The organism is Roseateles sp. P5_E1, from assembly GCF_054049335.1.
Genome location: NZ_JBFUMN010000070.1, coordinates 1 through 23059, shown reverse-complemented (window position 1 = coordinate 23059; position 23059 = coordinate 1). Strand labels below are relative to the sequence as shown.

Genomic DNA, 23059 nt, shown 5'->3' with positions numbered 1-23059 from the left:
ACATCGCGCCCGCCCAGGTGCTGCTGCGCGACCGCCTCACGCCGCTGGCCGCGCCCGCCCTGCTGGCCCGCCACGAACCGCTGCGCGAGCCGGCCGACCTGCTCGCCCTGCCGCTGCTGCGCACGCCGCTGCAGCCCTGGGCGCCCTGGYTGCGCGCCGCCGGCCTGGGCGACGTGCCCGAGCCGGACGAAGGCCCGCGCTTCGTCGACCTGGGCCTGACGCTGGCCGCGGCCCTGGCCGGCCAGGGCGTGGCACTGGCCCGGCTCAGCCTCGCCCGCCACGAGCTGGCCGAAGGCCGCCTCGTCCAGCCGTTTGCGCTGACCGTGCCGGCCGAGCGCCACTACGGCCTCATTCGCCACCGCGCCAGCCCGGCATCCGAGGCCTTCGCCGAGTGGCTGCATGCGCATTGCCGCGCGCTCGAAGCGGAAAACTCCTCTCGACCCGGCTGAGTTTTTTTCCGGGGCGACCGGTGCGGTGCGGGCCTAGCATCGCGGCCTCACTCCGACCAGTCCGCCATGCCCGTCATCACCTGCATCGAAGACCTGCGCCAACTCGCCGAGAAGCGAGTGCCGCGCATGTTCTACGACTACGCCGATTCCGGCTCCTGGACGGAGACGACCTACCGCGCTAACGAGAGCGACTTCCAGGCCATCAAGCTGCGCCAGCGCGTGGCCGTCAACATGGAAGGCCGCAGCACGGCCGTGAAGATGGTGGGCCAGCAGGCCAAGATGCCCGTGGCCATCGCCCCCGTGGGGCTGACGGGCATGCAGCACGCCGACGGCGAGATCCACGCGGCGCGCGCGGCCGAGAAGTTCGGCATCCCGTTCACGCTCAGCACGATGAGCATCTGCTCCATCGAGGACATCGCCGAGAACACCTCGGCGCCGTTCTGGTTCCAGCTCTACATGATGCGCGACCGCGAGGCCATGGCCCGCATGATCGACCGCTGCAAGGCCGCCAAGTGCTCGGCCCTGGTGCTGACGCTGGACCTGCAGGTCATCGGCCAGCGCCACAAGGACCTGAAGAACGGCCTCACCGCGCCGCCGCGGCCCACGCTGGCCAACATCCTCAACCTGATGACCAAGCCACGCTGGTGCCTGGGCATGGCCGGCACCAAGCGCCACACCTTCCGCAACCTCGTGGGTCATGTGAAGGGCGTCAGCGACATGCGGTCTCTCTCGGCCTGGACGAACGAGCAGTTCGACCCGCGCCTGTCCTGGGCCGACATCGCCTGGGTCAAAGAGCAATGGGGCGGCAAGCTCATCCTCAAGGGCATCATGGACGTGGAAGACGCCAAGCTCGCCGTGCAGGCGGGGGCCGACGCCATCGTCGTCAGCAACCACGGTGGCCGCCAGCTCGATGGCGCGCCCAGCAGCATCCACGCGCTGCCCGCCATCGCGGCCGAGGTGGGCTCGCAGACGGAAGTGTGGATGGACGGCGGTATCCGCTCCGGCCAGGACGTGCTCAAGGCCTGGGCCCTGGGCGCACGCGGCACCATGATCGGCCGCGCCATGGCCTATGGCCTGGGCGCGATGGGCGAGGAAGGCGTGGCCAAGGCGCTGGCCATCCTGCACAAGGAGCTGGACGTGACCATGGCCTTCTGCGGCCACACGCAGCTGACGAACGTGACGCGCGACATCCTGGTGCCGGGCACCTACCCGACGGCCTGAGTCTTACCAGGAAGTCTCGGCCGCGGTGCCCTGGTGGTAGAGCATCTGCCAGGCCCCGCCCTCGCGCACCCAGACCGAGGAGCGCAGCGTGTGCCGCGTGAGCGATCCGTCCGGCTGGCGGTGCGCAGCACGATAGGTCAGCAGCGCCGCCGAAGGGCCGAGGGGCCGCACGGCGAATTGATCGGGCTCGACACTCGGCGGACCCTCGTCTCTGCGGCCCTGCTCGGCCAGGAAACGCAGGATGGTAGGCCGGTCATAGGCCCGGCCGGAACGGCCGACCTCGTGAAAATCCGCGTGCAGCAGGGCTTGCAACCGCGCTTCGTCCAGGCGCACGCCGGGGTGATGCAGTTCGACTTCCAGACGCCGCAGCGTATCCACCAGGTCATCTTCCATGCGGCGCATTGTCGTCAGCAGCGGTGACTTTTCGCCCGCGGGCCACATCGTGCGCTACTGTGCCTCCATGAAGACCGCGTCCGTCCGCATCTGCCTGTTGCTGTCCACGCTGAGCGTGGGCGTCGCCGCCCAGACCTGCGCGCCGCCCGTCGACTTGAAGACCGAAGCCGATGCCGGTCGCATCCAGCAGCAGGCCGTTGCACTGCTGCCCTGTCTGGGGCACCCCGACCCCCAACTGCGCGACGACATCGCCTTCGAGCAGCTCTCCGCATGGGCGCGCGGCGGCAAGCTGGAAGCCGCCACACTGCAGCGCATGCGCACCGACCTCGTCGCCGTGCTGGACGCCAAGCCCGACGGCGCCGGCGTGCACCAGCCCTTTGCGGTGCTGACTCTCGCCGAAGTGGCACGGGCCGACCGCCTCAAGCCCTTCATGACCACCGAGCAGCGCGGCGAGCTCGTCGAGCATGCCGCACGCTTCCTCAGCAGCGTGCGCGACTACCGCGGCTTCACCCCCGGCGAGGGCTGGCGCCACGGCGTGGCCCATGGCGCCGACCTGGCCCTGCAGCTCGGCATGAACGAGGCGCTGAGCGCGGCGCAGCGCCAACAACTTCTGGACGCCGTCAGCAGCCAGGTGCTTGCCGACCACAGGCATGCCTACCGCTTCGGTGAAGGCCAGCGCCTGGCGCGTGCGGCGCTGCAACTCCAGCTGCGACTCAAGCCCGATGAAGCCGCGGTGCAAGCGTGGCTGGACCGGCTGCTGCAGCCATTGAAGGCAGCCAAGGGCTGGGACGAGACCGCGCTGACCGATCTGCACAATCTGCGAGAGTTCCTGTGGCCGCTGCTGGCCGGCGTGCTGGACGTCACCGACGCCGCCCAGCGCGAACGGCTCGTGGCGCCGCTGCAGAAGACGCTACGCCGCCTGCCTTAGTCGGCGTGCCGCTCGAAGTGAAGCCGGTCGTGCCAGACGCCGCCGAGCTCGAAGCTGCGCAGCGAATGGCCGAACTGGCGAAAGCCATTGCGCAGCAGCACCTTCACCGAGCCGCCGTTGCCGACGCGTGCGTTGGCCTCCACGCGCATCAAGCCCAGCTCGCCAAAGGCCATGGCCAGCACCAGCCGGACGGCCTCGCTGGCATAGCCCCGGCCGCAGGCCGACTCGGCCATGCGATAGCCCAGCTCAGCCATCTGAAAATGAGCACGCTTCACGCCGATCAGGTTCACGCGGCCCACCAGCTCGCCGGCCACGGTACGCACGAGGAACTGGTAGCCCTTGTCTTCAGCGGCCTCGCGCTCGGCCAGCGCAATGGCGGCATCAACGCCCTCGCGTGAGTAGAAGCCGGGCGGCCGTGAGTTGATGCGGGTCTCGAAGAAGGCGCGGTTGTCCGTTTCGAAGCGCAGCAGCTCGTCGGCGACGTCGGGGGTGGGGGCAATCAGTTCGAGCAGGTTCATGGGCGGCAGCAAAGATGGCGCACCGATTACAACAGCAGCGGCGGTGGCCTCGCCTCGCGCCCGCGGGTGCCGTTAGGCTGGCGCCCAGGAGAAACCATGCGCCCTGCCCGCCTTGCCGCTTTGCTGATCGCCCTGCCCCTGCTGGCCGCGGCCGCCCCGCCCGCGATCCCGAGCAGCGCCGCCATCGACGCCGAGGCCGCACGGCTGATGGCCGCCGCCCAGGCCCAGGGCCTGGCCGTGGCCGTCATTGACGACGGCCAGGTCGTGCATGTCGGCGCCTACGGCAAGCGCAATGCGGCGGGCGAGCCGCTGCTGACCGATACCGTCATGTACGGCGCCTCGTTGACCAAGGCGGTGTTCGCCTACTGGGTCATGCAGCTGGTCGAGGAGGGAAAACTCGATTTGGACCGGCCACTGGCAGGCTATCTGGACCGGCCGCTGCCGGAGTACGCCGGCTTCTTGACGCCCTATTCGTGGCAGCACTTGGCGGGCGACAACCGCTGGCGCCAACTGACCGCTCGCATGCTGCTGACGCACAGCAGCGGCTTCGCCAACTTCGCCTTCCTGGAGCCCGACCGCCGGCTGCGCATTCACTTCGACCCCGGCTCACGCTACGCGTACTCCGGCGAAGGGCTCATCCTGCTGCAGTTCGTGCTGGAGCGCGGCCTGGGTCTGGACGTGGGCGCCGAGGTGCAGCGCCGCGTGTTCACGCCGTTTAGCATGACACGCACCAGCCTGAAGTGGCGCGCCGACTTCAGGCCCAACCTGGCCGACGGCTGGACGGCCGACGGCCGCGTGGTGCCGCACGCCGAACGCAGCAAGGTGCGCGTGGCCGGTTCCATGGACGCGACCATTGCCGACATGGCCCGCATGGCGTCCGGCTACGTCCGCGGCGTCGGCCTGTCGGCCGAGAGCGCCGCCGCGCTGACGGCGCCCCAGTTGCCCATCACGACGGCCACCCAGTTCCCGACATTGCAACCCGAACTGCCACCGGCCAGGCGCCGAGCCGACCTCACCGCAGGTCTGGGCGTCATCGTCTTTGAAGGCCCGCAGGGGCCGGGCTTCTACAAGGGCGGCCATGACGACAGCACCGGCAACACCTGGGTCTGCGTGAAACCGAGCAGGCGCTGCGTCGTCATCCTGGCCAACGACGTGCGCGCCGAGCGGGCCTTTCCGCAACTCGTGCGCTTCATCCTCGGCGAGACCGGCGTGCCGTGGGGCTGGGAGTACGGTGCCATGGACTTCCTGCGCTAGCGGCCAGCGCCGCGCGAGCACCTGCCAGGGTCCGCCAGGACAAAATATTTTTGACCGGCCGCGAATCCGATCGCGCCCTGGCTCCCTCTTAGTGACCGAGGGCTGTCCTCGAACACTTGAGAGTCGAACCATGATCTATGTGAAAAACGTTCCGAACGGCGAGCGCGCCGTGCGCGTGGTGGCGGGCCTGGTGGCCGCGGCCCTGGGGCTGCTGCTGTTGGGCGGCATCGGCGGCTGGCTGGTGGCTGGCGGGGCGGCCGGGTTGGTGGCATCCGGGCTGTTCGGTTTCTGCCCGGCTTGCGCCATGGTTGGCCGCAAGTTGAAGTAGCAGCCGGGCGGCACTGACATGGCCCTGGCCCCACAACACCAGCCCCTGCTCGCGGCCGCGCACGGCGGCGATCCGCGGGCACTGGAACAATTGCTGAAGATCTCCCGGCCCGACATCCGCCGCTATGCCCAGCAGCACTGCCTGCTCAGCGACGTCGATGACGCGGTGCAGGAGGCCCTGCTCATCGTCAGCCGCAAGCTGCCGTCGCTGCGCGTGCTGGCGGCTTTCTCGGGCTGGTTGATCCGCCTGGTGCAGCGCGAATGCCGGCGCCTGGGCCGGCTCACGCTGCGCTATGACCCGTATGACGAGGAAAAGCTGGCGCAGTGGCTGGTCGTGCGCGACGAAGTGGGCCTGCGGCGCGAACTGGTGGCGGCGCTGGAGTCGCTGCCGTCCCACTACCTCGAGGTCATGCTGCTGCGCGACCTGGAGGAGCTGACCATCGAGGAAATCGCCGCCCGCACCGGCCTCACGCGGCCGAACGTGAAGAGCCGGTTGCATCGCGCCCGGGCACTGGCGCGGGAGTACCTGTTGGGCGGGAAGCCGGCTGGCGTCTGACGGTGGCCGCCCGCAGCGGGACTTCCTCCTCTCCGACTTGAGTGCCGCAGTGGCAGTGCAAGCATGGTTGCCTCCATAACTTCGGAGACAGACACCATGAATCGACGCCACTACGTTCTCGGCGCGGCCACCTTGCTGGCCGGGCTCTCGTTGCCCGCTCTGGCACAGCGCGGCGATGACGACGGCGAGTTCGTCATCCTGCAAGCGCGCTACGGCACGGACCGCAACCATGTCGATGTGACCGACCAGCTGCGCCAGCTGGCCCGCCGTGACCGCCGCGTGCGGCTGACCAACGACCTGTTCGGCGTGGACCCCGACCCCGGCCGCGACAAATACCTGCGCATCTACGCCCGCGACAGCCAAGGCCGCGAACGCCGCTTTGACTACCCCGAGCGCGCATGGATTGACGGCGGGCAATTCACCGCCTGGGGCGCGGGCCGCTGGGGCGAACCGAACTACAACGGTGGCTGGGCCGGCAACCCCTATCGCGACCGCCACGATGACGGCAGCTACACCATCCTGCACGCCAACTACGGCACCCCCGGCCGCGAGGTGGACGTGACCGGCAGGCTGCGCGAACTGGCGCGCCGCGACGAGCGCTTCCGCATGGGCAACGACACCTTCGGCGTCGACCCCGACCCGGGCCGCGACAAGCGGTTGATCATCATTGCGCGCGACCCCAATGGCCAGCAGCGCAGCTTCGCGTACGCCGAGGGCAGCTGGGTGGATGGCAGCCAGTTCACTGGTTGGCGCCGCGGCGACTGGGGCCGCTGATCGCGCGGTTTACCCGCCCTTACAACCGGCGAAGCCCGGCGTCCTCGCGCCGGGCCGTCCTCGCGTTGAACCCTTGGCCGTGCGACCATGCCCGGCCAAGACCAACAACGAGGGGATCGCCATGAAACGCCGCCAATTGGGCCAATGGACACTGGGCCTGGGTGCAGCCCTGGCCACTGCCATCACCGGGCCCGCCTGGGCCGACGATGACGGCGAGTTCGTCATCCTGCATGCCCGCTACGGCACCGAGCACAACCACGTGGACGTGACCGGCCGCCTGCGCGAGCTGGCCCGCCAGGACCGGCGTTTTCGCTTGAGCAACGACCTCTTCGGCGTCGACCCCGAGCCTGGGCGCACCAAGACGCTGCGCATCTTTGCCCGCGACCGCCAGGGGCGTGAACGCACCTTCGAATTCCGTGAGCGCGACTGGGTCGACGGCAACAAGTTCATCGGCTGGGGCCGCGGCAACTGGGGCGAGTCCGGCGGGTCGGGCGGTTGGCAAGGGGGCGGCAACAGCCCGGGCGGCGACCGCCACGACGACGGTGAGTTCACCATCCTCTACGCCACCTATGGCGCCGACGGCCGCGACGTGGACGTCACCGACCGCCTGCGCGAACTGGCGCGCCGCGACCAACGCGTGCGGCTGACCAATGAACTCTTCGGTGTTGACCCATTTCCCGGAAAGACCAAGATCCTGCGCATCTTTGCCCGCGACCGTGGCGGCCAGGAGCGCGTCATCGAGTACCGCGAGTACGGCACCATCGACGGCAACCAGTTCGTCGGCTGGGGTCGCGGCGACTGGGGCCGCGGCCACCGCGGCAACGACCAGGGCCCGGTGCGGCCCGGCAGCGGCCGGCTCATCATCGAGAGCGCCAGCTACGGCGCCGACGGCCGCTGGACCGACGTGACCGAGGCCCTGCGCGGCCAAGTCCGCGGCGACCGCTTCGAGACCGAGGTGCGCAACGAGCTGTTCGGCTTCGACCCCGCGCCCGGCCGCCGCAAGCTGCTCAGCGTGACCTACCGCTTCGGCAACGAGCCGCCGAACACAGTGCGGGTCGGCGAAGGCGACCGGCTGCGGCTGCCCTAGGAAGGCGCAAGCGATCCGGCTTCAATGCCAGGCGCCGAGGATGGTGCCCATCACCGTGTAGGCCACCACCTGGTAGCCGCTGTTGATGAGCCAGAGCTTGAGCGAACGCTGCTCGAAGAGGTAGATCACGCCCAGGCTCATGGCCACCCAGCCCAGGCCGGTGGCCAAGCCGGCGAACAGGCCGAAGCTCAGAGTCGCCTTGGCGCCGAGGAAGGCCGCCAGGTTGAAGGCCATCACCAGCGAGGCCAGCGCCGACAGGCCGAAGACCTTGGCCGGGCTGGCCTGCTTGGCCTGGGCCTCGCTCAAGCCCGCCTCGGCCATCCAGGCCTTGGCGAACAGGATGGGCGAGTACCAGAGCCCGCCGATCAGGAAGCTCGACAAGGCCGCCACAATGACCGCCGGGAAGTTGAATTGCACTGCGTCCATCGCAGACCCCTCTTGAAGTTGTTGGTGCGGCGATGCTGAGGCGCTCCCGTCCCCGGCAACAGCGGTCGCGCGCCGAAGTCGAAGATGAGCACGCCCAAAGCCGACAAACTGCCGCTCAAATCGCCGCCGAACCCGCCGATGCAGGCGCGCCTGGATGACCGGCTGCTGATGGCCGGCGGTTCGCTCGCCTTCGGGCTGGCCATCCCCTGGCTGACGGGGCTCTATGGGCCACTGGGCCCCGGCGACGCGCGCTTCTGGGTCGGCTTTGCCGGCTTCATCGCGCTGGCCTTTGCTATCTGGGCAGGCAACCGCTGGCTGCTGTTCAAGCAGCGCGAGCACCTGAACTGGTTCGCCCACCCGCTGCGCAAGCTCCTGATGCTGGTCAGCGCCAATGTGCTCTACACCGCGCCGCTGACGCTGGCCGCCATCTGGGCCTGGTTCCATGTCGCTGGGCAGCCGGTCGACGCCAATGCGCTGAAGCTGGTGGTGGCCACCAACGTCATCTGCGTGCTGTTCGTGACGCATGCCTACGAGACCATGTTCCTGATCCGCGAGCGCGAGTCGGACATGCTGCGTGTGGAGCGCCTGGAGCGCGCCCGCACGCAGGCCGAGCTTGGCGCGCTGAAGGCTCAGGTCGACCCGCATTTCCTGTTCAACAGCCTCAACACCCTGGGCCATCTGATCGAGAGCGACGCGAAGAGCGCCCGCGAGTTCAGCGACACCCTGGCCGAGATCTACCGCTATGTGCTGGACAGCCGCCAGCGCGACCTCGTGCCACTGGACGAAGAGCTCGCCTTCCTGCGCCACTACCACCGCCTGCTGGCCCTGCGCTTTGGCGCCGCCATGCCACTGGAGCTGGACCCGGCCTTGCAAACCGGCTCGTGGCTGATCCCGCCGCTGGCGCTGCAGACGCTGCTGGAGAACGCCATCAAGCACAACGAGGCCAGCGCCGCGCAGTCGCTGACCGTCAGCTTCACGCTGGACGGGGACCGCGTGCACGCCCGCAACGCGCTGCAGCCGCGCCGCAGCGCCCTGCCCTCCTCAGGCCTGGGCCTGGCCAACCTCGACGAGCGCTGCCGCCTGCTGGCCGGCCGCGCGCTGGAACGCCGCGCCGAGGCTGGCGTGTTCGAAGTCTCCATTCCGCTGCTGGCCCGCCCATGAAGATCTTCATTGCCGAAGACGAGCCCCCGGCGCGCGAGCGCCTGACCGCCACGCTGGCCCGCGTCGCGCCTGAGGCCCGCGTGCTGGGCCACAGCGACACGGTGCAAGGCACGCTGGCCTGGCTCGCTGACCACCCCGCACCCGACCTGCTGCTGCTCGACATTCAGCTCGCCGACGGCCTGTCGCTGGAGCTGTTCCGCGACCACCGCCTGGCCCTGCCCACCGTCTTCACGACGGCCTATGACCAGTTCGCCCTGCAAGCCTTCCAGGCGCTGGCGGTGGACTATCTGCTCAAGCCCGTTTCCGACACGGCCCTCGCCCAGGCCCTGGCCAAGGCCGAGCAATGGCGCCAGCATTTCGACACCCAGGCCAAGGCGCACTGGAACCACCAGCTCGACGGCCTGCTGCAGCGCCTGAGCCCGCCAGCCGGGCGTCAGCGCATCGTCGGCCGCAAGGGCGGACAGCAGTTCCATGCACTGGAACTGACCGACATCGCCTACTTCGTCTCGGTGGACAAACTCTGCTTCGCCATCACCCAGGCCGGTGAGCGCTATCTGGTCGAGCCCACCTTGGCCGAGTTGGAGGAGGAGCTCGGGCCTCAGCGCTTCTTCCGCGCCAACCGCCAGCTGCTGGTGGCCGCGGGCGCAGTGCAACGCTTTGCGCCCGCCGGCAAGGGAAGGCTGAAGCTCGACCTCCGCCCGGCCCTGGACGGCGAGCTGCTGATCAGCCAGGAGCGCGCCGCGGCTTTTCGCCAGTGGCTGGAGGGGTAAACCCGGGCGGGCTACGATTCGGCATGGATCAAGTCTTGTTCGATTTCACCAAGCAGGATGCCACCGGCAGCTGCTCGACGGCCCACGCCTGGGCCAAGGTGCCCACACCGCTGACAGCGCCCGAGCGCAGCGCGCTGACCGAGCGCGCCAAGGCCCTGCTTCAAAAACACAACGCCGTCCTCGTTGCCCACTACTACGTCGACGGCGCGCTGCAGGACCTGGCGCTGGAGACCGGCGGCATCGTGTCCGACTCGCTGGAGATGGCCCGTTTCGGCCGCGACCACGCTGCACAAACCCTGGTCGTGGCCGGCGTGCGCTTCATGGGTGAGACGGCCAAGATCCTCAGCCCCGAGAAGCGTGTGCTGATGCCCGACCTGGACGCCACCTGCTCGCTGGACCTGGGCTGCCCCGAGGACGAATTCGCCGCCTTCTGCGACGCCCACCCGGACCGCCAGGTCGTCGTCTACGCCAACACCAGCGCCGCCGTGAAGGCCCGTGCCGACTGGATGGTGACCAGCTCCTGCGCGCTGGAGATCGTGGCCGACCTGCATGCCAGGGGCCAGAAGATCCTCTGGGCGCCGGACCGGCATCTGGGCCGCTACATCCAGGAAGAGACCGGCGCCGACATGCTGATGTGGAACGGCGCTTGCATCGTCCACGACGAGTTCAAGGGGCTGGAGCTGGAACTGCTGCGCGAGCAGCACCCGGGTGCACTGATCCTGGTCCACCCCGAATCACCCAAGAGCGTCGTCGAGCAGGCCGACGTCGTCGGCTCCACCTCGGCGCTGATCAGGGCCGTCGTCGAAGGCACGGCGCCCGCCTATATCGTCGCCACCGACAACGGCATCCTGCACCGCATGCGCCAGCTGGCGCCGGGCAAGCTGCTGATTGAGGCGCCCACGGCCGGCAACAGCGCCACGTGCAAGAGCTGCGCCCACTGCCCCTGGATGGCGATGAACGGCCTGGCCAACCTGGTCGACTGCCTGGAGAGCGGCCAACCTCAAATCCATGTCGACGAGGCTGTCCGCGTGAAGGCTCAACGCTGCATCACACGCATGCTGGATTTCGTCTCGGCGAGAAAGACTGCCGCTGCCGGTATGACCCCGGGTATCGGCGCCGCCTGATGGGGCTATAAATCGGCACTCACCGTCCTTGACGAGGCCCGCCATGAATGCCGACTTCAGCTCCCTCTACAACCACCATGAGCGCGAGGTCTTCGGCGCGGTCATGGACTCGTCCACCGACTACCCCGACATCGCGGCCAGCAACGATCTGCTCTGCGACGTCTGCTGCGTGGCCCTGAACCGCCTGCCCCCGCGCTACATCCGCCATGAGGTGGACTTCAGCTTCTACCTGACCGAGCACGAACGCCTGGAGATCGACAACGCGATCGTCGAGGCGGTGAGCTATGCGTTCAACTTTGTGCAGGCGCGTACGGCGCTGCGGTCACGCAAATAGGCCGAGTCGAGCAGGAATGGAAAAGGCCCGCCTCTCACGAGGCGGGCCTTTCACAAGATTCCTTGAGGGAATCACTCCGTTGTAGATGGTCGGGGCGGCGGGATTCGAACTCGCGACCCTCTGCTCCCAAAGCAGATGCGCTACCAGGCTGCGCTACGCCCCGAACAAGCCTGCCATTCTAGCTCACAGGAACGAAGCGCCCCGTTCCGCTGATCAAAGCGGCTCTAACGGGCTCGCCCGGCTGCAGCATTTGCACTGCCGCGACATAGCCGCGCATCTGCTCCAGATAGGCCGGCTCGCGCTCCGGCGTGGCGCCGAGCTTGTAGTCCAGCACCCACCAGCAGCCATCGCGGCGCTGCACGAGGCGGTCGATGCGCTGGTCGTCGTCGCCCTGTCCCACCGCGACTTCGTTGCCGGCCCAGATCAGCTCGGCCGGGTCGAAGAAGGGCCGGCAGTCGGGGCTGGCCAGGATGGCCTGGGCCGCCTGGGCGAGTTGCTCGCGTGACTTGGCGTCCAGGCCGAAGGCCTGCGAGGCAGATGCCATCAGCGCCACCAGCGCCTGCGTCTGGCCGCTTGCCGAGGCCCACTCCAGCACGCGGTGCAAGGCCTCGCCCACGCGGGCCAGGCGGTCGTCACGGGCCGTGCCATCACGTGCAGCCACTGCCGCTGGAGGCTGCCAGCTTGGCAGCGGCGCAATGGCTGGCGGCGCGGTGTTGGCCCGGCCGCCCGGTGTCATCGCAAGGGGCCAGCGGCGGGCCAGCGGTTGCAGCCGGTCCCACCAGCTGGTGGCCTGGCTGCGGCTCGGCGTGTGGCTGAGCACCACCGCACGCCGCGCCCGCGTCAGGGCAACGTACAGGCCGTTCAGCTCTTCGCGTTCACGCTCGGCACGCTCCTCGTCAACCAATGCCTGCAATGACGGCGGCGGCCTGGCTTCGGAGGCGAGGAAGGCCGCGCGCCGCGGCGCCGGCTGGCCCACCGGCCAGTCCAGCAGCAGGCCCAGCGTTTCGGCCTTGGGCGGCGCGGCGTCGGCATCGAGCAAAAAGACGACCTCGGCCTCCAGGCCCTTGGCGCCATGGATGGTCAGCAGTTGCACCGCGTCCGGCGCAGCAGCCGGCACGAACTTGATGGGCCGGCTCTTCAGCGCGCGCACGAAGCCGTAGAGCTGGGCATAGCGGCCGCCATCCAGGTCGAGCGCGGCACGCAGCAGCGCCTGCACGCTCTGCAGTCGCACGGCTGCATCTGCAGCGGGCACAGCCGCCGCGATGCGCATGAGCAGCTCGCCCTCGTGGACGATGCGGTCCAGCAGCTCGTGCGGCGTGCGCTGGCGCGCCTGCTCGGCCCAGCAGCGCAGCAGCCCTTGAGCGCGCGCCAGCGCCGGGCTGGGTGCGGCCAGGCCTTGCAACGCGGCCCACCAGGAGCRTCGCTCGGCAGGCGCATGGCCCAGCCACTGCGCTGTACCAGCGGCTTCGGCCAGCGTCAGCAGGTCGGCCTCATCGACGCCGAACAGCGGGCTGCGCAGCGCGCGGGCCAGCGACAGGTCGTGCCCTGGCGAGGCCAGCACGTCCAGCAACGCCAGCAGGTCGGCCACGTCGGGCAGCCCCGCCAGCGGCTGCTCCTCGGGCGCCGCATGCGGCACGCCGGCGGCGGTCAGCGCCTCGCTGAGCTGGCGCAGCGGGTCGCGCTTGCGGGCCAGCACGAAGAGGTCGCCCGGCTTGAGTTCAGGCCGGGCCTGCAGCAGCCCGACGATGGCCCCGCAGACGCGCTCGCATTCCGGCGCACGGCGGCTGATCTCCGCCTCGCGGCGGGGCTCGGTCAGGCTGGGGCGCCAGCGCAGCGGGTCAACGTCCGCCTGGGCGGGCGACGCCATGACCTCGGCGTCGAGGGCCCACAAGCCGGCCAGGTCGTCCACTTCGGCCACCTCGGTCGTGTGCACGCGAAAGCCCTGGTAGGTGCCGGCGCGCTGGGCGCTGTCGAAAGTGGCGTTCACGGCGGCCAGCACCTCGGGCGCGTTGCGCCGCGTGTGGTCGCAGGCCAGGCGCACGCCGGCGAGGCCGTCGCAGACGAAGCCCTGCGCCGCTGCGAACACGCGCGGGTCGGCACGTCGGAAGCGGTAGATGCTCTGCTTGGGGTCGCCGACGATGAAGACGGACAGCGGCGAGCCCGCGCCCGCGCCGGCATAGGCCGAGAGCCATCCATGCAGCGCCTGCCATTGCAGCGGGCTGGTGTCCTGGAACTCGTCGATGAGCAGGTGGCGCACCTGGGCGTCCAGGCGCTGCTGCACCCAGCCAGCGGTCTGCGCATCAGCCAGCAGGGCCAGCGCGCCGCGCTCCAGGTCGTTCATGTCGACCAGGCCGCGCTCGCGCTTGATGGCCTCGAAGGCGTCCACCAGCACCAGGGCCAGGCGGCGCATCGCGGCGTGTTCGTCGGCGGCGCGCTGCTGGGCTATTGCCGCGCGCAAATGCAGCAATTCATCGCACAGCTCGTCCAGGTCCGGGTGGTCGACGCCCAGCTTGCGCGGTTCACCCTTCAGGGTGAACAGCGCCGCGAAGCAGCCGTCGAAATCGGCGGCCTGTTCAATTGACGCGGCCGCTTCCTGCGCCTTCTTGCCCTTGGCTGCGCCGAGCAGCCGGGCCAGTGCCTTCAGCGGTTCACGCAGATGCTCGAAGAACTGCTCCGGCGTGGTGCCCAGCACATCCACTGCACCGGGCAGGCTGGCCTCCAGCACACCAGCCATCTCGGCCAGCCGCAACTCCACACGCTTGGCGAACGCGCCCAGCAACCACTCGCGCAGGTTGAAGCGGCCGCGCGACTGGGTCAGCGCCTGGAAGTCGGCGCGCAACGCCTCGTCTGCCAGCACCGCGACGTGGAAGCGCCGCCACAGCGTCGGCATCAGCTCCTCTTCGTCCTCGATGAGCTGCAGCTCGGGCGCAATGCCCTGGGCCTGCAGGAAGGCCAGCGGCGCGGCCCGCAGCAGCTGCGAGAACCAGCCATGGAAGGTGCGCACCTCGACAGCACGGCCACCGCGCAGCAGTTCGGCCTGCAGGGCCGCCAGACGCGGGCGCAGCATCGGCGCGTCGGCCTCGGCCACGCCGCGTTGGCGAAGCGCAGCCAGTTGCTCGGCATCGGGCGCCTGCGCAAACTCGGCCAACCACTCGGCCAGGCGCTGGCGCATTTCGCCGGCGGCCTTGCGGGTGAAGGTGATGGCGACGATCTGCTGCGGCTCGGCGCCGGCCAGCAGCGCACGCAGGATGCGCGACACCAGCATCCAGGTCTTGCCGGCGCCGGCACAGGCCTCCACGACGATGCTCCGCGAAGGATTGCAGGCCAGCGCGTAGAAGTGCTCGCGCGGCACGCGCAGGCCGTCGGCCCAGTAGGCGAGTTCTGCGCTCATACCCAATCATCCTTTCGGCACAGGCCGCGCGCTTCACAGTAGTCGCAGACCTTGCCCTCGCCCAGCGCCGGCAGCGGCGCGCCATCGCGCACGGCCATCAGGTCGGCCTGCAGGCCGCCGCGCAGTGCCAGCGCGGTGTTGCTGATATCGGCATGCGGCAGCAGCGCGATGCCCTTGCCGTCGTCGAGCACCAGGTAGGCCGCCTGCAGCCCCGGCTCGGCGCCCATCAGCAACGCGTAGGTGGCAAGCTGGGTGTCCTCCAGCGGCGCGGCCAGCTTTTCCTTCAACCCCTTGGCATCGCCGGTCTTGTAGTCAAGCAGCCAAGTCTTGCCTGCAGCGTCGTCGATGCGGTCGATGCGGCCGCGCAGCGTCAGCGCGTCCAGTGGCGCATCGAATGGTTGGCAGTCGCGGTCCACCTCGCCGGCGGCGAAGCGCTGGCCGCCGGCCTCGGCCTCGGCCAGCCAGGCGAGATACAGCGGGCGCAGCCGCTCGAAGGCGGCCGAGAAAGGCAGGAAGTCCGCCGCGTCCAGCCACGCCAGCTCGGCTTCTGCCGCCGCGCGCAGCGCCAAGTCGTCATCACCGCCATCGCGCGAGTCATGGAAGCGCTTCAGCACGGCGTGCAGCCAGGTGCCGTAGTCGCGTTTGTCAGGCTCCTGCTCCAGTTCGTCGGCCTCGCGCAGGCCCAGCAGCACGCGGCTGAAGAACTGGTAGGGGCAGTTGCGCAGCGCGTCGATGGCGCTGGCGCTCAGGGCCGCCGGCAAGCGGCCATCGGCATCAGCGGCAGCGCGGTGCTGAAGCACGCCCGGCGGCGTCAGAAGCTCACGCCCGTCGCGCCATTCATGCAGGCCCTGACCGCTGCGCGCTGCCGCGCCGGCCAGCCGCTCCAGCAGCGGGCTGGCCGGCAGCGGCTCGGCGCCTGCGAAGGCGCAGCGCAGCAGCGTCAGCACCGGCGCGCGCAGCAACTGCGCGAAACTGAAGCCCTCGGCCTCGCGGCGTTCGGCCAGGCTGGGCAGGCCCAGGGCCGCCGCGTCGGCATCGGCCAGCAGACCCGCTTGCGGGTTCACCGGCCCCAGTGTGGCGGCGTCCGCGCCAGGCAGCACGACGGCGCCGAAGGGCCGAAGCATGGCCCGCGCCAACGGCGTGATGACAACCTCGACCGCACCCGCTTCTTCGGTCGGCTCGAACTGCGCCGCCTCCAGGGTGTCGTCCACCCAGGCCAGGAACTCGTCGGGCCGCAGCCGCGTCTGCGCCAGGGCCGCCTCGTGGGCGCTGCCGGCCCAGGGATTGCGCGAAATCCACAGCGTTTCCAGCAGGGCCTCGCCGCCTTCGACCTCGGCCAGCGGCGTCAGCCCGCTCAGCGCCTGGCCCAATGCGGCGAGCCAGCCACCCAGCGTGCGCGCGCCGCCGGCCAGCGGCTCCAGTTGACGCCGGGCCCGCTGCCAGGCCGCACCGACGGCCGGCGGCAGCGTCGCTGCATCGAGCTGGGCAGCCTGGCGCCAGCCGAAGCGCCGGCAGCGGGATTCGAGGCCGGCCAGGCCTTCGGCATCCCAACCCGTGGCCAGCGCGGACTTCAGCCAGGCCAGCCAGTCGTCCACTGCGCCACCAGCCAGCGCGGCGCGCAGCAGAGCCATCAATGCGGCGGCGGCGGGCGTGGTCGCCAGCGTCCAGCCGGTCTCGTCATGCATCGGCACGCCCTGGCGCGCCAGCAGYGCCCGCACGCGGCGGATGACGACGCGGTCTTGCGCAAGCAAGGCCACCGGCCGCCGGCCCGCGTTGAGGTGCTGGACGACGGCCGTGGCGGTCTGCTGGGCCAGCGTCTCGAAATCCGGCGCGACAGCCTCCTCCACCCGCGCGGCAGGCGTGAAACCGGCCCAGGCTTGGTCGAGGTCCAGGTCGGCGTTCAGGCACAGCGCCGGCACGTCGCCCGCCAGCAGCGCCTGGGCCAGCGGGTCGGGCCCGCCGGCGCGCAGCCRGATCCAGGCGCTGGGGCGCAGCGCGAACAGCGTGTCGGTGGGCGGGCGGCGCTCGTCAGAGGCCACCCAGGCCAGCGCGACCTGGGCCAGTGCGCGCTCCAGCAGGCCGGGGCCGGCGTCCAGGGCTGCAAGCCGTTGCCGGGCGGTGTCCATGAACGCAAGGCGCTCAATCGGCGGCACCTGGGCGGCCGCGCGGGCCAGCGCGTGGGCGGTGTCGACGAGCCGGGCGAGCGCCACACGGTAGTCGCGCGGGCTGCTGCGCTTGAGCGGTTGCACCCAGCTCTGCTCGGCCAGCAGCCGGTCGGCGGTGAAGGCGTCGATGGCGGCGTCGCCGGAGAGCTGGTCAGGCGCGGCCAATGCCGTGGGGCCCAGCGCCGAAGCCAGGCTGCGGCTGGTCGTGATGCGAGGCTGCCAGCCGCCGTGGGCGAGCCAGGCGCGGCGCGCCGGCGCGATCTGCTGGGCGAAAGGCAGCAGCAGCACGGCATCGCGCACGGCCGCGCCTCGCCCTTCCAGCCAGTCGGCACTGACGGCCGCGACGCGGCGCCAGAAGGCTTCGTTGTCCTCGCCAGGCGCCAGGCCCAGATTCAAAGCTTGCTGCACTTGTAAAGCAGGCCTCCCGCCCGCATGTTTGCCACCGTTTCGGTCACCCTCGCGACCGTCCGGACAAAAGTGGCTATGTCACAATCATTTTGCCTATTCGGACGGCGCCCACTGCGGCGACCGCCAACCCTTTGAGGCCAAGGAACCCTCCCATGAGCAGCGAATTGATCAAGCATGTTTCCGACGCGTCCTTCGACGCCGACGTCATCCAGTCGGGCAAGCCCGTGCTGGTGGACTACTGGGCCGAGTGGTGCGGCCCCTGCAAGATGATCGCGCCCATCCTGGACGAGGTCGCCACCGGCTACGGTGACAAGCTGCAGATCGCCAAGATGAATGTCGACGAGAACCGCGAAGTGCCGGCCAAGTTTGGCATCCGCGGCATCCCGACACTGATGCTTTTCAAGGACGGCCAGCTTGCCGCGACCAAGGTCGGTGCCCTCTCCAAGGCCCAGTTGACGGCCTTCCTCGACGCGAACCTATAATCGCGTCCAACTGCTGCAGTGTTGCCGGCGCTCTCCGCGCGGTCACTGCAGCAGCCAAAGCCAACACGCCCCGGGTTCCTGGATACGAATTCAGCACCCAGCCAGCGTGGACTCGGCTCCCCCTCCCACCACTGAGTCAGTTGTCGAATCTGCGTCGCTCGCCGTTTGAGCGGTAGCCATTTGATCCTTTTCTGGGGCGGCCGTGGAATCGCCGTTGCGCCTTGGCTGGCGCTGCGGCCCCTGACGGGTATTCACCCATGCATCTTTCCGAACTCAAAGCGCTCCACGTTTCCGCCCTCATCGAGATGGGCGAGGCGCTGGAGATCGACAACGTCACGCGCCTGCGCAAGCAGGAGCTGATGTTCGCCATCATGAAGAAGCGCGCCAAGGCTGGCGAGCAGGTCTTCGGCGATGGCGTGCTCGAAGTGCTCCCCGACGGCTTCGGCTTCCTGCGCTCGATCGAGGCCAGCTACATGGCCTCCACGGACGACATCTACCTGTCGCCCAGCCAGATCCGCCGCTTCAACCTGCACACCGGTGACCTGGTGGAAGGCGAGGTGCGCRTGCCCAAGGATGGCGAACGCTACTTTGCTCTGGTCAAGGTTGACCGCGTCAACAACCAGACGCCGGAGGAGAGCAAGAACAAGATCATGTTCGAGAACCTGACGCCCTTGTTCCCCAAGGAGCAGTTCAAGCTCGAGCGTGAAGCCTTCAAGGGCGAAGAGAACATCACCGGTCGCATCATCGACCTGGTGGCGCCCATCGGCAAAGGCCAGCGCGCCCTGATCGTGTCGCAGCCCAAGACGGGCAAGACCGAGATGATGAAGAGCCTGGCCCACGCGCTGGTGGCCAACCATCCGGACTGCCACCTCATCGTGCTGCTCGTCGACGAGCGCCCCGAGGAAGTGACGGAGATGATCCGCACCGTGCGCGGCGAGGTCATCAGCTCCACCTTCGACGAGCCSGCGGCCCGCCACGTGCAGGTSGCAGAGATGGTCATCGAGCGCGCCAAGCGCCTGGTGGAGCTCAAGAAGGACGTGATCATCCTGCTGGACTCGATCACCCGCCTGGCCCGTGCCTACAACAACGTGCTGCCCAGCTCCGGCAAGGTGCTGACCGGCGGCGTGGACGCCAACGCGCTGCAGCGCCCSAAGCGCTTCTTCGGCGCRGCGCGCAACRTTGAGGAAGGCGGCTCGCTGACCATCATCGGCACCGCGCTGATCGACACCGGTTCCAAGATGGACGAGGTGATCTACGAAGAGTTCAAGGGCACCGGCAACTGCGAAATCCACCTGGATCGCCGCATGGCCGAAAAGCGCGTCTACCCTTCGCTGCTGATCAACAAGTCCGGCACGCGCCGCGAGGAATTGCTGCTCAAGCCCGAGATCCTGCAAAAGAGCTGGATCCTGCGCAAGCTGCTCTACAACATGGACGAGATCGAGGCGATGGAGTTCATCCTCGAGAAGATGAAGGCGTCGAAGAACAATCATGACTTCTTCGACATGATGCGGCGCGGCGGGTAGTGAGACGGGACCGAGGACAGGACCTGCGTCCTGTCCGACGCCCGTCAAACGCCCGCGCATATCTCGCATGCGCGGGCACTTTCAGCCCGAACTAGCCAAACCGCAGGGAAGCCCGCTACAATCTTGGGTTTTCCGCCCTGACACCCCCGGAAAGTGCGCCGACCAGCGATTGATATCGTCGGCGTGGCTCCCGACCTAGCCAAGAGGTTCCCATGAAAGACGGCATTCACCCCAACTACCGCGACGTCGTGTTCGTCGACCAGTCCAACGGTTTCCAGTTCGTGACGCGTTCCACCGTCCAGACCAAGGAAATGATCGAGCTGGACGGCAAGAAGCTGCCGCTGGTGAAGCTGGAAACCACCAGCGAGTCGCACCCCTTCTACACGGGTACGCAAAAGAGCATCGACAACCTCGGTGGCCGCGTCGAGAAGTTCCGCAACAAGTTCTCGCACCTCAAGAAGTAATCGGTTTGGCGGCGTTTCGCCGCGCCAACGACCAAAGGGCAGCTCAGGCTGCCCTTTTGTTTTGCCGCGGCATTCGCGCTGCCCTTTTCTCATTTGGCAGCATGGGCTGCCATTTTTCATTTTTGACCGCCGTTTGACGGCATCATGCCGGCCGGTTTCATCGAACTTAAGCGCGTGAATCTCCCCACCCCCGCCATCGTCGCCGAGCGCGGCGTCGAGCGCCTGCCGCGCCTGGCCCTGCTGCTGCTGTGCGCGGCCTATGTGCTGCCCGGCCTGTTCGGCCGCGACCCCTGGCGCAATGCCGACCTGAGCAGCTTCGGTTTCATGGCCAGCATCGCCCAGGGCCACGCGCCCTGGTGGCAGCCGGCGATCGCCGGCATTCCGGCCGAGGGCGGCCCCTTGCCCTACTGGCTGGGCGCGCTGGCCATCAAGGCCCTGCCCTTCCTGGACGCACCGGTCGCCGCTCGCCTGCCTTATGCCTTTGTGCTGGTCGGCGTGTTGGTGGCGGTCTGGTACACCTGCTTTCATCTCGCCCGCACGGAGGCTGCCCAACCGGTGGCCTTTGCCTTCGGCGGCGAAGCACAGGCCGTCGACTACGCCCGGGCCTTGGCCGATGGTGCCCTGCTTGCGCTGATGGCGTCGCTCGGCCTGCTGCAGCTCGGCCATGAGACGACGCCCGAGCTGATGCAATTGCTGGCTGTCTCGGTCTACCTTTACGGCCTGGCCGCGGCACCATTCAAGCGAGGCCGTGCGCGGGTCGCCATCCTGCTCGCCCTGCCCGTGCTGGCCGCCAGCGGTGCCCCCGCCGTGGCTTGCGCCCTCGGCCTGCTCGGCCTGCTGCTGAACCACCGCTCCAGCCATGACGAGGCCAAGGCCCAACGGGTCTGGCTGCTGGCCTCGCTGACGCTGGCGGTCCTGGCGGCCTGGGTCTTCAATGGCTGGGCCTGGCGTGTCCTGCCCGGCATCCAGTTCGCCTCGTTGCTGAGCCTGCTGGCCTGGTTCTGCTGGCCGTCGGGGCCCCTGGCCTTGTGGACGCTGTGGCGCTGGCGCCGCCACGGCCTGCGCCGCCACATCACGGTGCCCGCCATTGCACTGCTGGTGCCGCTGGCTGCCTGCATCTTGATGGACGCTTCCGAGCGGGCGCTGCTGCTGGCTTTGCCGTCGCTGGCCATCCTGGCCGCCTTCGCGCTGCCCACACTGCGCCGCAGCGTCTCGGCAGCAGTGGACTGGTTCTGCGTGTTCATCTTTTCGGCGGTGGCGCTGTTCGGCTGGCTCTACTACGTCTCCATGCACACCGGCTGGCCGGCACGGCCCATGGCCAATCTGCGTCGGCTGGCCGAGGGCTTCGAGCCGCACTTCAGCCCGCTGGCCCTGCTGTTTGCCATCGCCGCGACGCTGTCCTGGCTGGCCCTGGTGCGCTGGCGCACAGCCCGCCATCGCCATGCGCTATGGAAGAGCCTGGCCCTGCCGGCCGGCGGCGTGGCGCTGGGCTGGCTGCTCGTCATGAGCCTGCTGCTGCCGCCGCTGGACTACGCGCGCAGCCTGGCGCCGCTGGTGGCTCGGCTGAAGACGCGCGTGCCCGCCGATGCCAATTGCCTGGCCGCAACGGGCCAGAACCTCGCCACGCTGGCGGCACTGGAATGGCATGGCGGCTGGCAGGTGAAAGGCCGCGGGCCTCTGAATGCATCAGGATGCAGTCATGCCGTGATCAGCGCGGGCCAGCCGACGCCCAAGGGCTGGCAGGTCGTTGCGCAGGTGAAGCGACCGACGGACCGCAGCGGCAGCGCCGGCCTGGTCCTCTTGAAGCGTCAATGATCTGACAGGGCCGCTGCGTTGAAAGCCGCCTCATCGCCCAGCGCCGAATCGCTGGCCTGGCGCACACGCGCGGCCGGGAAGACGAGACGGAATCGCGAGCCCTTGCCAACGTCGCTCTGGATCATCAGCTCGCCGCCGTGGCGCTGCATGACATGCTTGACGATGGACAGGCCCAGGCCCGTGCCACCGGTCTCGCGCGAGCGGCTGCCGTCGACGCGGTAGAAACGCTCGGTCAGGCGCGGAATGTGCTCGCGCGAAATACCCAGGCCGGTGTCGATGACGGTCAGCTCGCCGTTGCCGCCTTCGAGCAGCCGCCAGGCCACCTCGACCTCGCCGCTGTCCGGCGTGTAGCGCACGGCGTTGGTCACGAGGTTGGCGATGGCGCTGAGCAGCTCGCTCTCGATGCCGGCCAGCTCAACGTTGGTCTCCGGCCTCAGGTGCAATTGATGCCGCCCGGCCGACAGCACCTCGGCATCCGCGGCAATGCGCAGCAGCAGGCCATCCAGGCCCACCCAGCGGTCCGGCGCGGGGCGCGGACTGCCTTCGAGCTGGGCCAGCGTCAGCAGGTCGGCCACGAGGGTCTGCATGCGCTGGGTCTGCTGGTTCATCAGCACCAGCACGCGTTCGCGCTCGACAGCCGTCAGCGGCAGCGAGTGCATGGTCTCGATGAAACCGGACAGCACGGTCAACGGCGTGCGGATCTCGTGCGACACATTGGCGACGAAGTCGCGCCGCATGGCTTCGGAGCGCACGCGTTCGGTGACGTCCAGCGACAACACCAGGCGCATGCCCTCGCCGTATTCGCGCACGATGATGGACAGCGTGCCCGGCCCGCGGCCATTGCCCAGCACCAGGGATTCGGCAAAGTTGCCGGCCTGCAGGTAGGCGACGAAGGCCGGCGCACGCACGAGATTGGTAATGCGCTGGCGCAGGTCGCGCTGCGGGTCCAGCGAGAAATGGTCGGCCGCAACGCGGTTGCACCAGACGATCTGCTCCTGCGGGTCCAGCATCAGCACGCCATTGGGCGAAGCCTCGATGGCGGACAGGAACTGCTCCAGTTCCAGCCGGGCGCGCGCCACGCTGCGATCGCGGTCGCGCACGGCGCGCTCGATGCGGTAGCCGACCTCGCCCCACAAACCGGTGTCGCGCGGCGCGTTCTCGAGCTGGTTGCCGCGCAGCCAGCTCAGCAGGCGATGGCCCCGCACCGCGTCGACCAGCAGGGTCAGCACGACGCCGCTGACGACACCGATGCCAAGGCCCAGGCTGTCGATGCCAGTCGTCGTACGAACCACCACGCCAATGACAAACCCGATCAATGCGGCCACGAGGGCCATCAGCAGTCGGGGCAATAACCAGGTCATGTAGCGAGGTACATCTCAGTTGCTTGCGGGCCGAGCGCCGGGCCGCTCCCTAGCCGGCCCGCGCTGGCGATGTGCTTGCCGGTCAATCCGGCAAGCATCGCCGTCCCCTCGGGGGACCGGCCAAGGTA

At 69.1% G+C, this 23059-nt stretch carries 22 protein-coding genes and 1 tRNA gene; 16 read left to right on the top strand and 7 right to left on the bottom strand.

Going from position 1 to position 23059, the window contains the following annotated elements; translation table 11 throughout:
* On the top strand, window positions 1-449 hold a 449-nt coding region (locus tag ACXJKJ_RS27545), incomplete at its 5' end, for a LysR substrate-binding domain-containing protein (protein WP_457394074.1).
* 66 nt (window positions 450-515) lie between these two features.
* Window positions 516-1670, top strand: a complete 1155-nt coding sequence (locus tag ACXJKJ_RS27540) for an alpha-hydroxy acid oxidase (protein WP_457394071.1) — start codon at window positions 516-518, stop codon at window positions 1668-1670.
* 3 nt (window positions 1671-1673) lie between these two features.
* On the opposite strand, the gene ACXJKJ_RS27535 is transcribed toward ACXJKJ_RS27540, so the two are convergent.
* Window positions 1674-2063 (bottom strand): nuclear transport factor 2 family protein, encoded by a 390-nt coding sequence (locus ACXJKJ_RS27535; RefSeq protein WP_457394068.1) that lies wholly within the window; start codon window positions 2061-2063, stop codon window positions 1674-1676.
* On the opposite strand from ACXJKJ_RS27535, the gene ACXJKJ_RS27530 reads away from it, so the two are divergent.
* Window positions 2062-2991 carry a DUF2785 domain-containing protein gene (locus ACXJKJ_RS27530; protein WP_457394065.1) on the top strand — a complete coding sequence of 310 codons (930 nt, stop codon included), beginning with the start codon at window positions 2062-2064 and terminating at the stop codon, window positions 2989-2991. The two genes, ACXJKJ_RS27535 and ACXJKJ_RS27530, sit on opposite strands and share 2 nt — an antisense overlap.
* Here ACXJKJ_RS27530 and ACXJKJ_RS27525 read toward each other — a convergent pair.
* Window positions 2988-3509 (bottom strand): GNAT family N-acetyltransferase, encoded by a 522-nt coding sequence (locus ACXJKJ_RS27525; protein ID WP_457321599.1) that lies wholly within the window; start codon window positions 3507-3509, stop codon window positions 2988-2990. The genes ACXJKJ_RS27530 and ACXJKJ_RS27525 overlap by 4 nt on opposite strands.
* 96 nt (window positions 3510-3605) lie before the next feature.
* Between ACXJKJ_RS27525 and ACXJKJ_RS27520 the strand changes: the two genes are divergently transcribed.
* The 5 genes from ACXJKJ_RS27520 to ACXJKJ_RS27500 all read left to right on the top strand — a co-directional run bounded on the left by ACXJKJ_RS27520 (window position 3606) and on the right by ACXJKJ_RS27500 (window position 7507).
* Window positions 3606-4763 carry a serine hydrolase domain-containing protein gene (locus ACXJKJ_RS27520; RefSeq protein WP_457394062.1) on the top strand — a complete coding sequence of 386 codons (1158 nt, stop codon included), beginning with the start codon at window positions 3606-3608 and terminating at the stop codon, window positions 4761-4763.
* A 130-nt stretch (window positions 4764-4893) separates the two neighbouring features.
* Window positions 4894-5091 (top strand): YgaP-like transmembrane domain, encoded by a 198-nt coding sequence (locus ACXJKJ_RS27515; protein ID WP_457394060.1) that lies wholly within the window; start codon window positions 4894-4896, stop codon window positions 5089-5091.
* Between the two features lie 18 nt (window positions 5092-5109).
* Complete coding sequence (locus ACXJKJ_RS27510) at window positions 5110-5646, top strand: RNA polymerase sigma factor (protein WP_457394056.1); 537 nt, start codon at window positions 5110-5112, stop codon at window positions 5644-5646.
* 96 nt (window positions 5647-5742) lie between these two features.
* Window positions 5743-6420, top strand: a complete 678-nt coding sequence (locus ACXJKJ_RS27505; RefSeq protein ID WP_457356387.1) for a hypothetical protein — start codon at window positions 5743-5745, stop codon at window positions 6418-6420.
* A 121-nt stretch (window positions 6421-6541) separates the two neighbouring features.
* Window positions 6542-7507: a hypothetical protein gene (locus ACXJKJ_RS27500; protein ID WP_457394052.1), complete on the top strand. Its 966-nt coding sequence runs from the start codon at window positions 6542-6544 to the stop codon at window positions 7505-7507.
* A gap of 21 nt (window positions 7508-7528) precedes the next feature.
* On the opposite strand, the gene ACXJKJ_RS27495 is transcribed toward ACXJKJ_RS27500, so the two are convergent.
* Window positions 7529-7933, bottom strand: coding sequence for a DUF1761 domain-containing protein (locus tag ACXJKJ_RS27495; protein ID WP_457394049.1), 405 nt, complete (start codon window positions 7931-7933; stop codon window positions 7529-7531).
* Window positions 7934-8017: 84 nt separating this feature from the next.
* Here ACXJKJ_RS27495 and ACXJKJ_RS27490 point away from each other — a divergent pair, with 84 nt between their 5' ends.
* The 4 genes from ACXJKJ_RS27490 to ACXJKJ_RS27475 are packed head-to-tail and all read left to right on the top strand — an operon-like array spanning window position 8018 to window position 11322.
* Complete coding sequence (locus ACXJKJ_RS27490) at window positions 8018-9094, top strand: sensor histidine kinase (RefSeq protein ID WP_056195504.1); 1077 nt, start codon at window positions 8018-8020, stop codon at window positions 9092-9094.
* Window positions 9091-9864: a LytR/AlgR family response regulator transcription factor gene (locus tag ACXJKJ_RS27485; RefSeq protein ID WP_457394046.1), complete on the top strand. Its 774-nt coding sequence runs from the start codon at window positions 9091-9093 to the stop codon at window positions 9862-9864. Before ACXJKJ_RS27490 ends, ACXJKJ_RS27485 begins: the two co-directional genes overlap by 4 nt.
* A gap of 23 nt (window positions 9865-9887) precedes the next feature.
* The gene (nadA, locus tag ACXJKJ_RS27480; protein WP_457394043.1) at window positions 9888-10988 is read left to right on the top strand and encodes a quinolinate synthase NadA; all 1101 of its coding nucleotides are present in this window, start codon (window positions 9888-9890) and stop codon (window positions 10986-10988) included.
* Window positions 10989-11031: 43 nt separating this feature from the next.
* A complete protein-coding gene (locus tag ACXJKJ_RS27475; RefSeq protein WP_056195496.1) occupies window positions 11032-11322 on the top strand; it encodes a late competence development ComFB family protein in 291 nt (96 codons plus the stop codon).
* An 86-nt stretch (window positions 11323-11408) separates the two neighbouring features.
* Here the strand turns inward: ACXJKJ_RS27475 and ACXJKJ_RS27470 are convergent.
* From ACXJKJ_RS27470 to ACXJKJ_RS27460, 3 genes are all read right to left on the bottom strand, one after another.
* A tRNA-Pro gene (locus ACXJKJ_RS27470) sits at window positions 11409-11485 on the bottom strand.
* 15 nt (window positions 11486-11500) lie between these two features.
* A complete protein-coding gene (locus tag ACXJKJ_RS27465; protein ID WP_457394041.1) occupies window positions 11501-14713 on the bottom strand; it encodes a UvrD-helicase domain-containing protein in 3213 nt (1070 codons plus the stop codon).
* Window positions 14710-17286 (bottom strand): PD-(D/E)XK nuclease family protein, encoded by a 2577-nt coding sequence (locus ACXJKJ_RS27460; RefSeq protein ID WP_457394038.1) that lies wholly within the window; start codon window positions 17284-17286, stop codon window positions 14710-14712. The genes ACXJKJ_RS27465 and ACXJKJ_RS27460 overlap by 4 nt, the downstream gene beginning before the upstream one ends.
* A gap of 152 nt (window positions 17287-17438) precedes the next feature.
* On the opposite strand from ACXJKJ_RS27460, the gene trxA reads away from it, so the two are divergent.
* The 4 genes from trxA to ACXJKJ_RS27440 all read left to right on the top strand — a co-directional run bounded on the left by trxA (window position 17439) and on the right by ACXJKJ_RS27440 (window position 21570).
* Entirely contained in the window at window positions 17439-17768 is a 330-nt protein-coding gene (gene trxA / locus ACXJKJ_RS27455) for a thioredoxin TrxA (protein ID WP_056195487.1), read from the top strand.
* A 257-nt stretch (window positions 17769-18025) separates the two neighbouring features.
* The gene (rho, locus tag ACXJKJ_RS27450; protein WP_457394036.1) at window positions 18026-19291 is read left to right on the top strand and encodes a transcription termination factor Rho; all 1266 of its coding nucleotides are present in this window, start codon (window positions 18026-18028) and stop codon (window positions 19289-19291) included.
* 212 nt (window positions 19292-19503) lie between these two features.
* Window positions 19504-19755 (top strand): type B 50S ribosomal protein L31, encoded by a 252-nt coding sequence (locus tag ACXJKJ_RS27445; protein ID WP_056195481.1) that lies wholly within the window; start codon window positions 19504-19506, stop codon window positions 19753-19755.
* 174 nt (window positions 19756-19929) lie between these two features.
* A complete protein-coding gene (locus tag ACXJKJ_RS27440; RefSeq protein ID WP_457356380.1) occupies window positions 19930-21570 on the top strand; it encodes a hypothetical protein in 1641 nt (546 codons plus the stop codon).
* On the opposite strand, the gene phoR is transcribed toward ACXJKJ_RS27440, so the two are convergent.
* On the bottom strand, window positions 21564-22931 hold the full coding sequence (gene phoR, locus ACXJKJ_RS27435) for a phosphate regulon sensor histidine kinase PhoR (RefSeq protein ID WP_082532552.1): 1368 nt from the start codon (window positions 22929-22931) through the stop codon (window positions 21564-21566). The genes ACXJKJ_RS27440 and phoR overlap by 7 nt on opposite strands.
* Window positions 22932-23059 lie beyond the last annotated feature (128 nt).

Coding starts and splice junctions, on each gene's coding strand:
- ACXJKJ_RS27540 (WP_457394071.1), top strand. CDS start 516: ATGCCCGTCATCACCTGCATCGAAGACCTGCGCCAACTCGCCGAGAAG.
- ACXJKJ_RS27530 (WP_457394065.1), top strand. CDS start 2,062: ATGCGGCGCATTGTCGTCAGCAGCGGTGACTTTTCGCCCGCGGGCCAC.
- ACXJKJ_RS27535 (WP_457394068.1), bottom strand. CDS start 2,063: ATGGAAGATGACCTGGTGGATACGCTGCGGCGTCTGGAAGTCGAACTG.
- ACXJKJ_RS27525 (WP_457321599.1), bottom strand. CDS start 3,509: ATGAACCTGCTCGAACTGATTGCCCCCACCCCCGACGTCGCCGACGAG.
- ACXJKJ_RS27520 (WP_457394062.1), top strand. CDS start 3,606: ATGCGCCCTGCCCGCCTTGCCGCTTTGCTGATCGCCCTGCCCCTGCTG.
- ACXJKJ_RS27515 (WP_457394060.1), top strand. CDS start 4,894: ATGATCTATGTGAAAAACGTTCCGAACGGCGAGCGCGCCGTGCGCGTG.
- ACXJKJ_RS27510 (WP_457394056.1), top strand. CDS start 5,110: ATGGCCCTGGCCCCACAACACCAGCCCCTGCTCGCGGCCGCGCACGGC.
- ACXJKJ_RS27505 (WP_457356387.1), top strand. CDS start 5,743: ATGAATCGACGCCACTACGTTCTCGGCGCGGCCACCTTGCTGGCCGGG.
- ACXJKJ_RS27500 (WP_457394052.1), top strand. CDS start 6,542: ATGAAACGCCGCCAATTGGGCCAATGGACACTGGGCCTGGGTGCAGCC.
- ACXJKJ_RS27495 (WP_457394049.1), bottom strand. CDS start 7,933: ATGGACGCAGTGCAATTCAACTTCCCGGCGGTCATTGTGGCGGCCTTG.
- ACXJKJ_RS27490 (WP_056195504.1), top strand. CDS start 8,018: ATGAGCACGCCCAAAGCCGACAAACTGCCGCTCAAATCGCCGCCGAAC.
- ACXJKJ_RS27485 (WP_457394046.1), top strand. CDS start 9,091: ATGAAGATCTTCATTGCCGAAGACGAGCCCCCGGCGCGCGAGCGCCTG.
- nadA (WP_457394043.1), top strand. CDS start 9,888: ATGGATCAAGTCTTGTTCGATTTCACCAAGCAGGATGCCACCGGCAGC.
- ACXJKJ_RS27475 (WP_056195496.1), top strand. CDS start 11,032: ATGAATGCCGACTTCAGCTCCCTCTACAACCACCATGAGCGCGAGGTC.
- trxA (WP_056195487.1), top strand. CDS start 17,439: ATGAGCAGCGAATTGATCAAGCATGTTTCCGACGCGTCCTTCGACGCC.
- ACXJKJ_RS27445 (WP_056195481.1), top strand. CDS start 19,504: ATGAAAGACGGCATTCACCCCAACTACCGCGACGTCGTGTTCGTCGAC.
- phoR (WP_082532552.1), bottom strand. CDS start 22,931: ATGACCTGGTTATTGCCCCGACTGCTGATGGCCCTCGTGGCCGCATTG.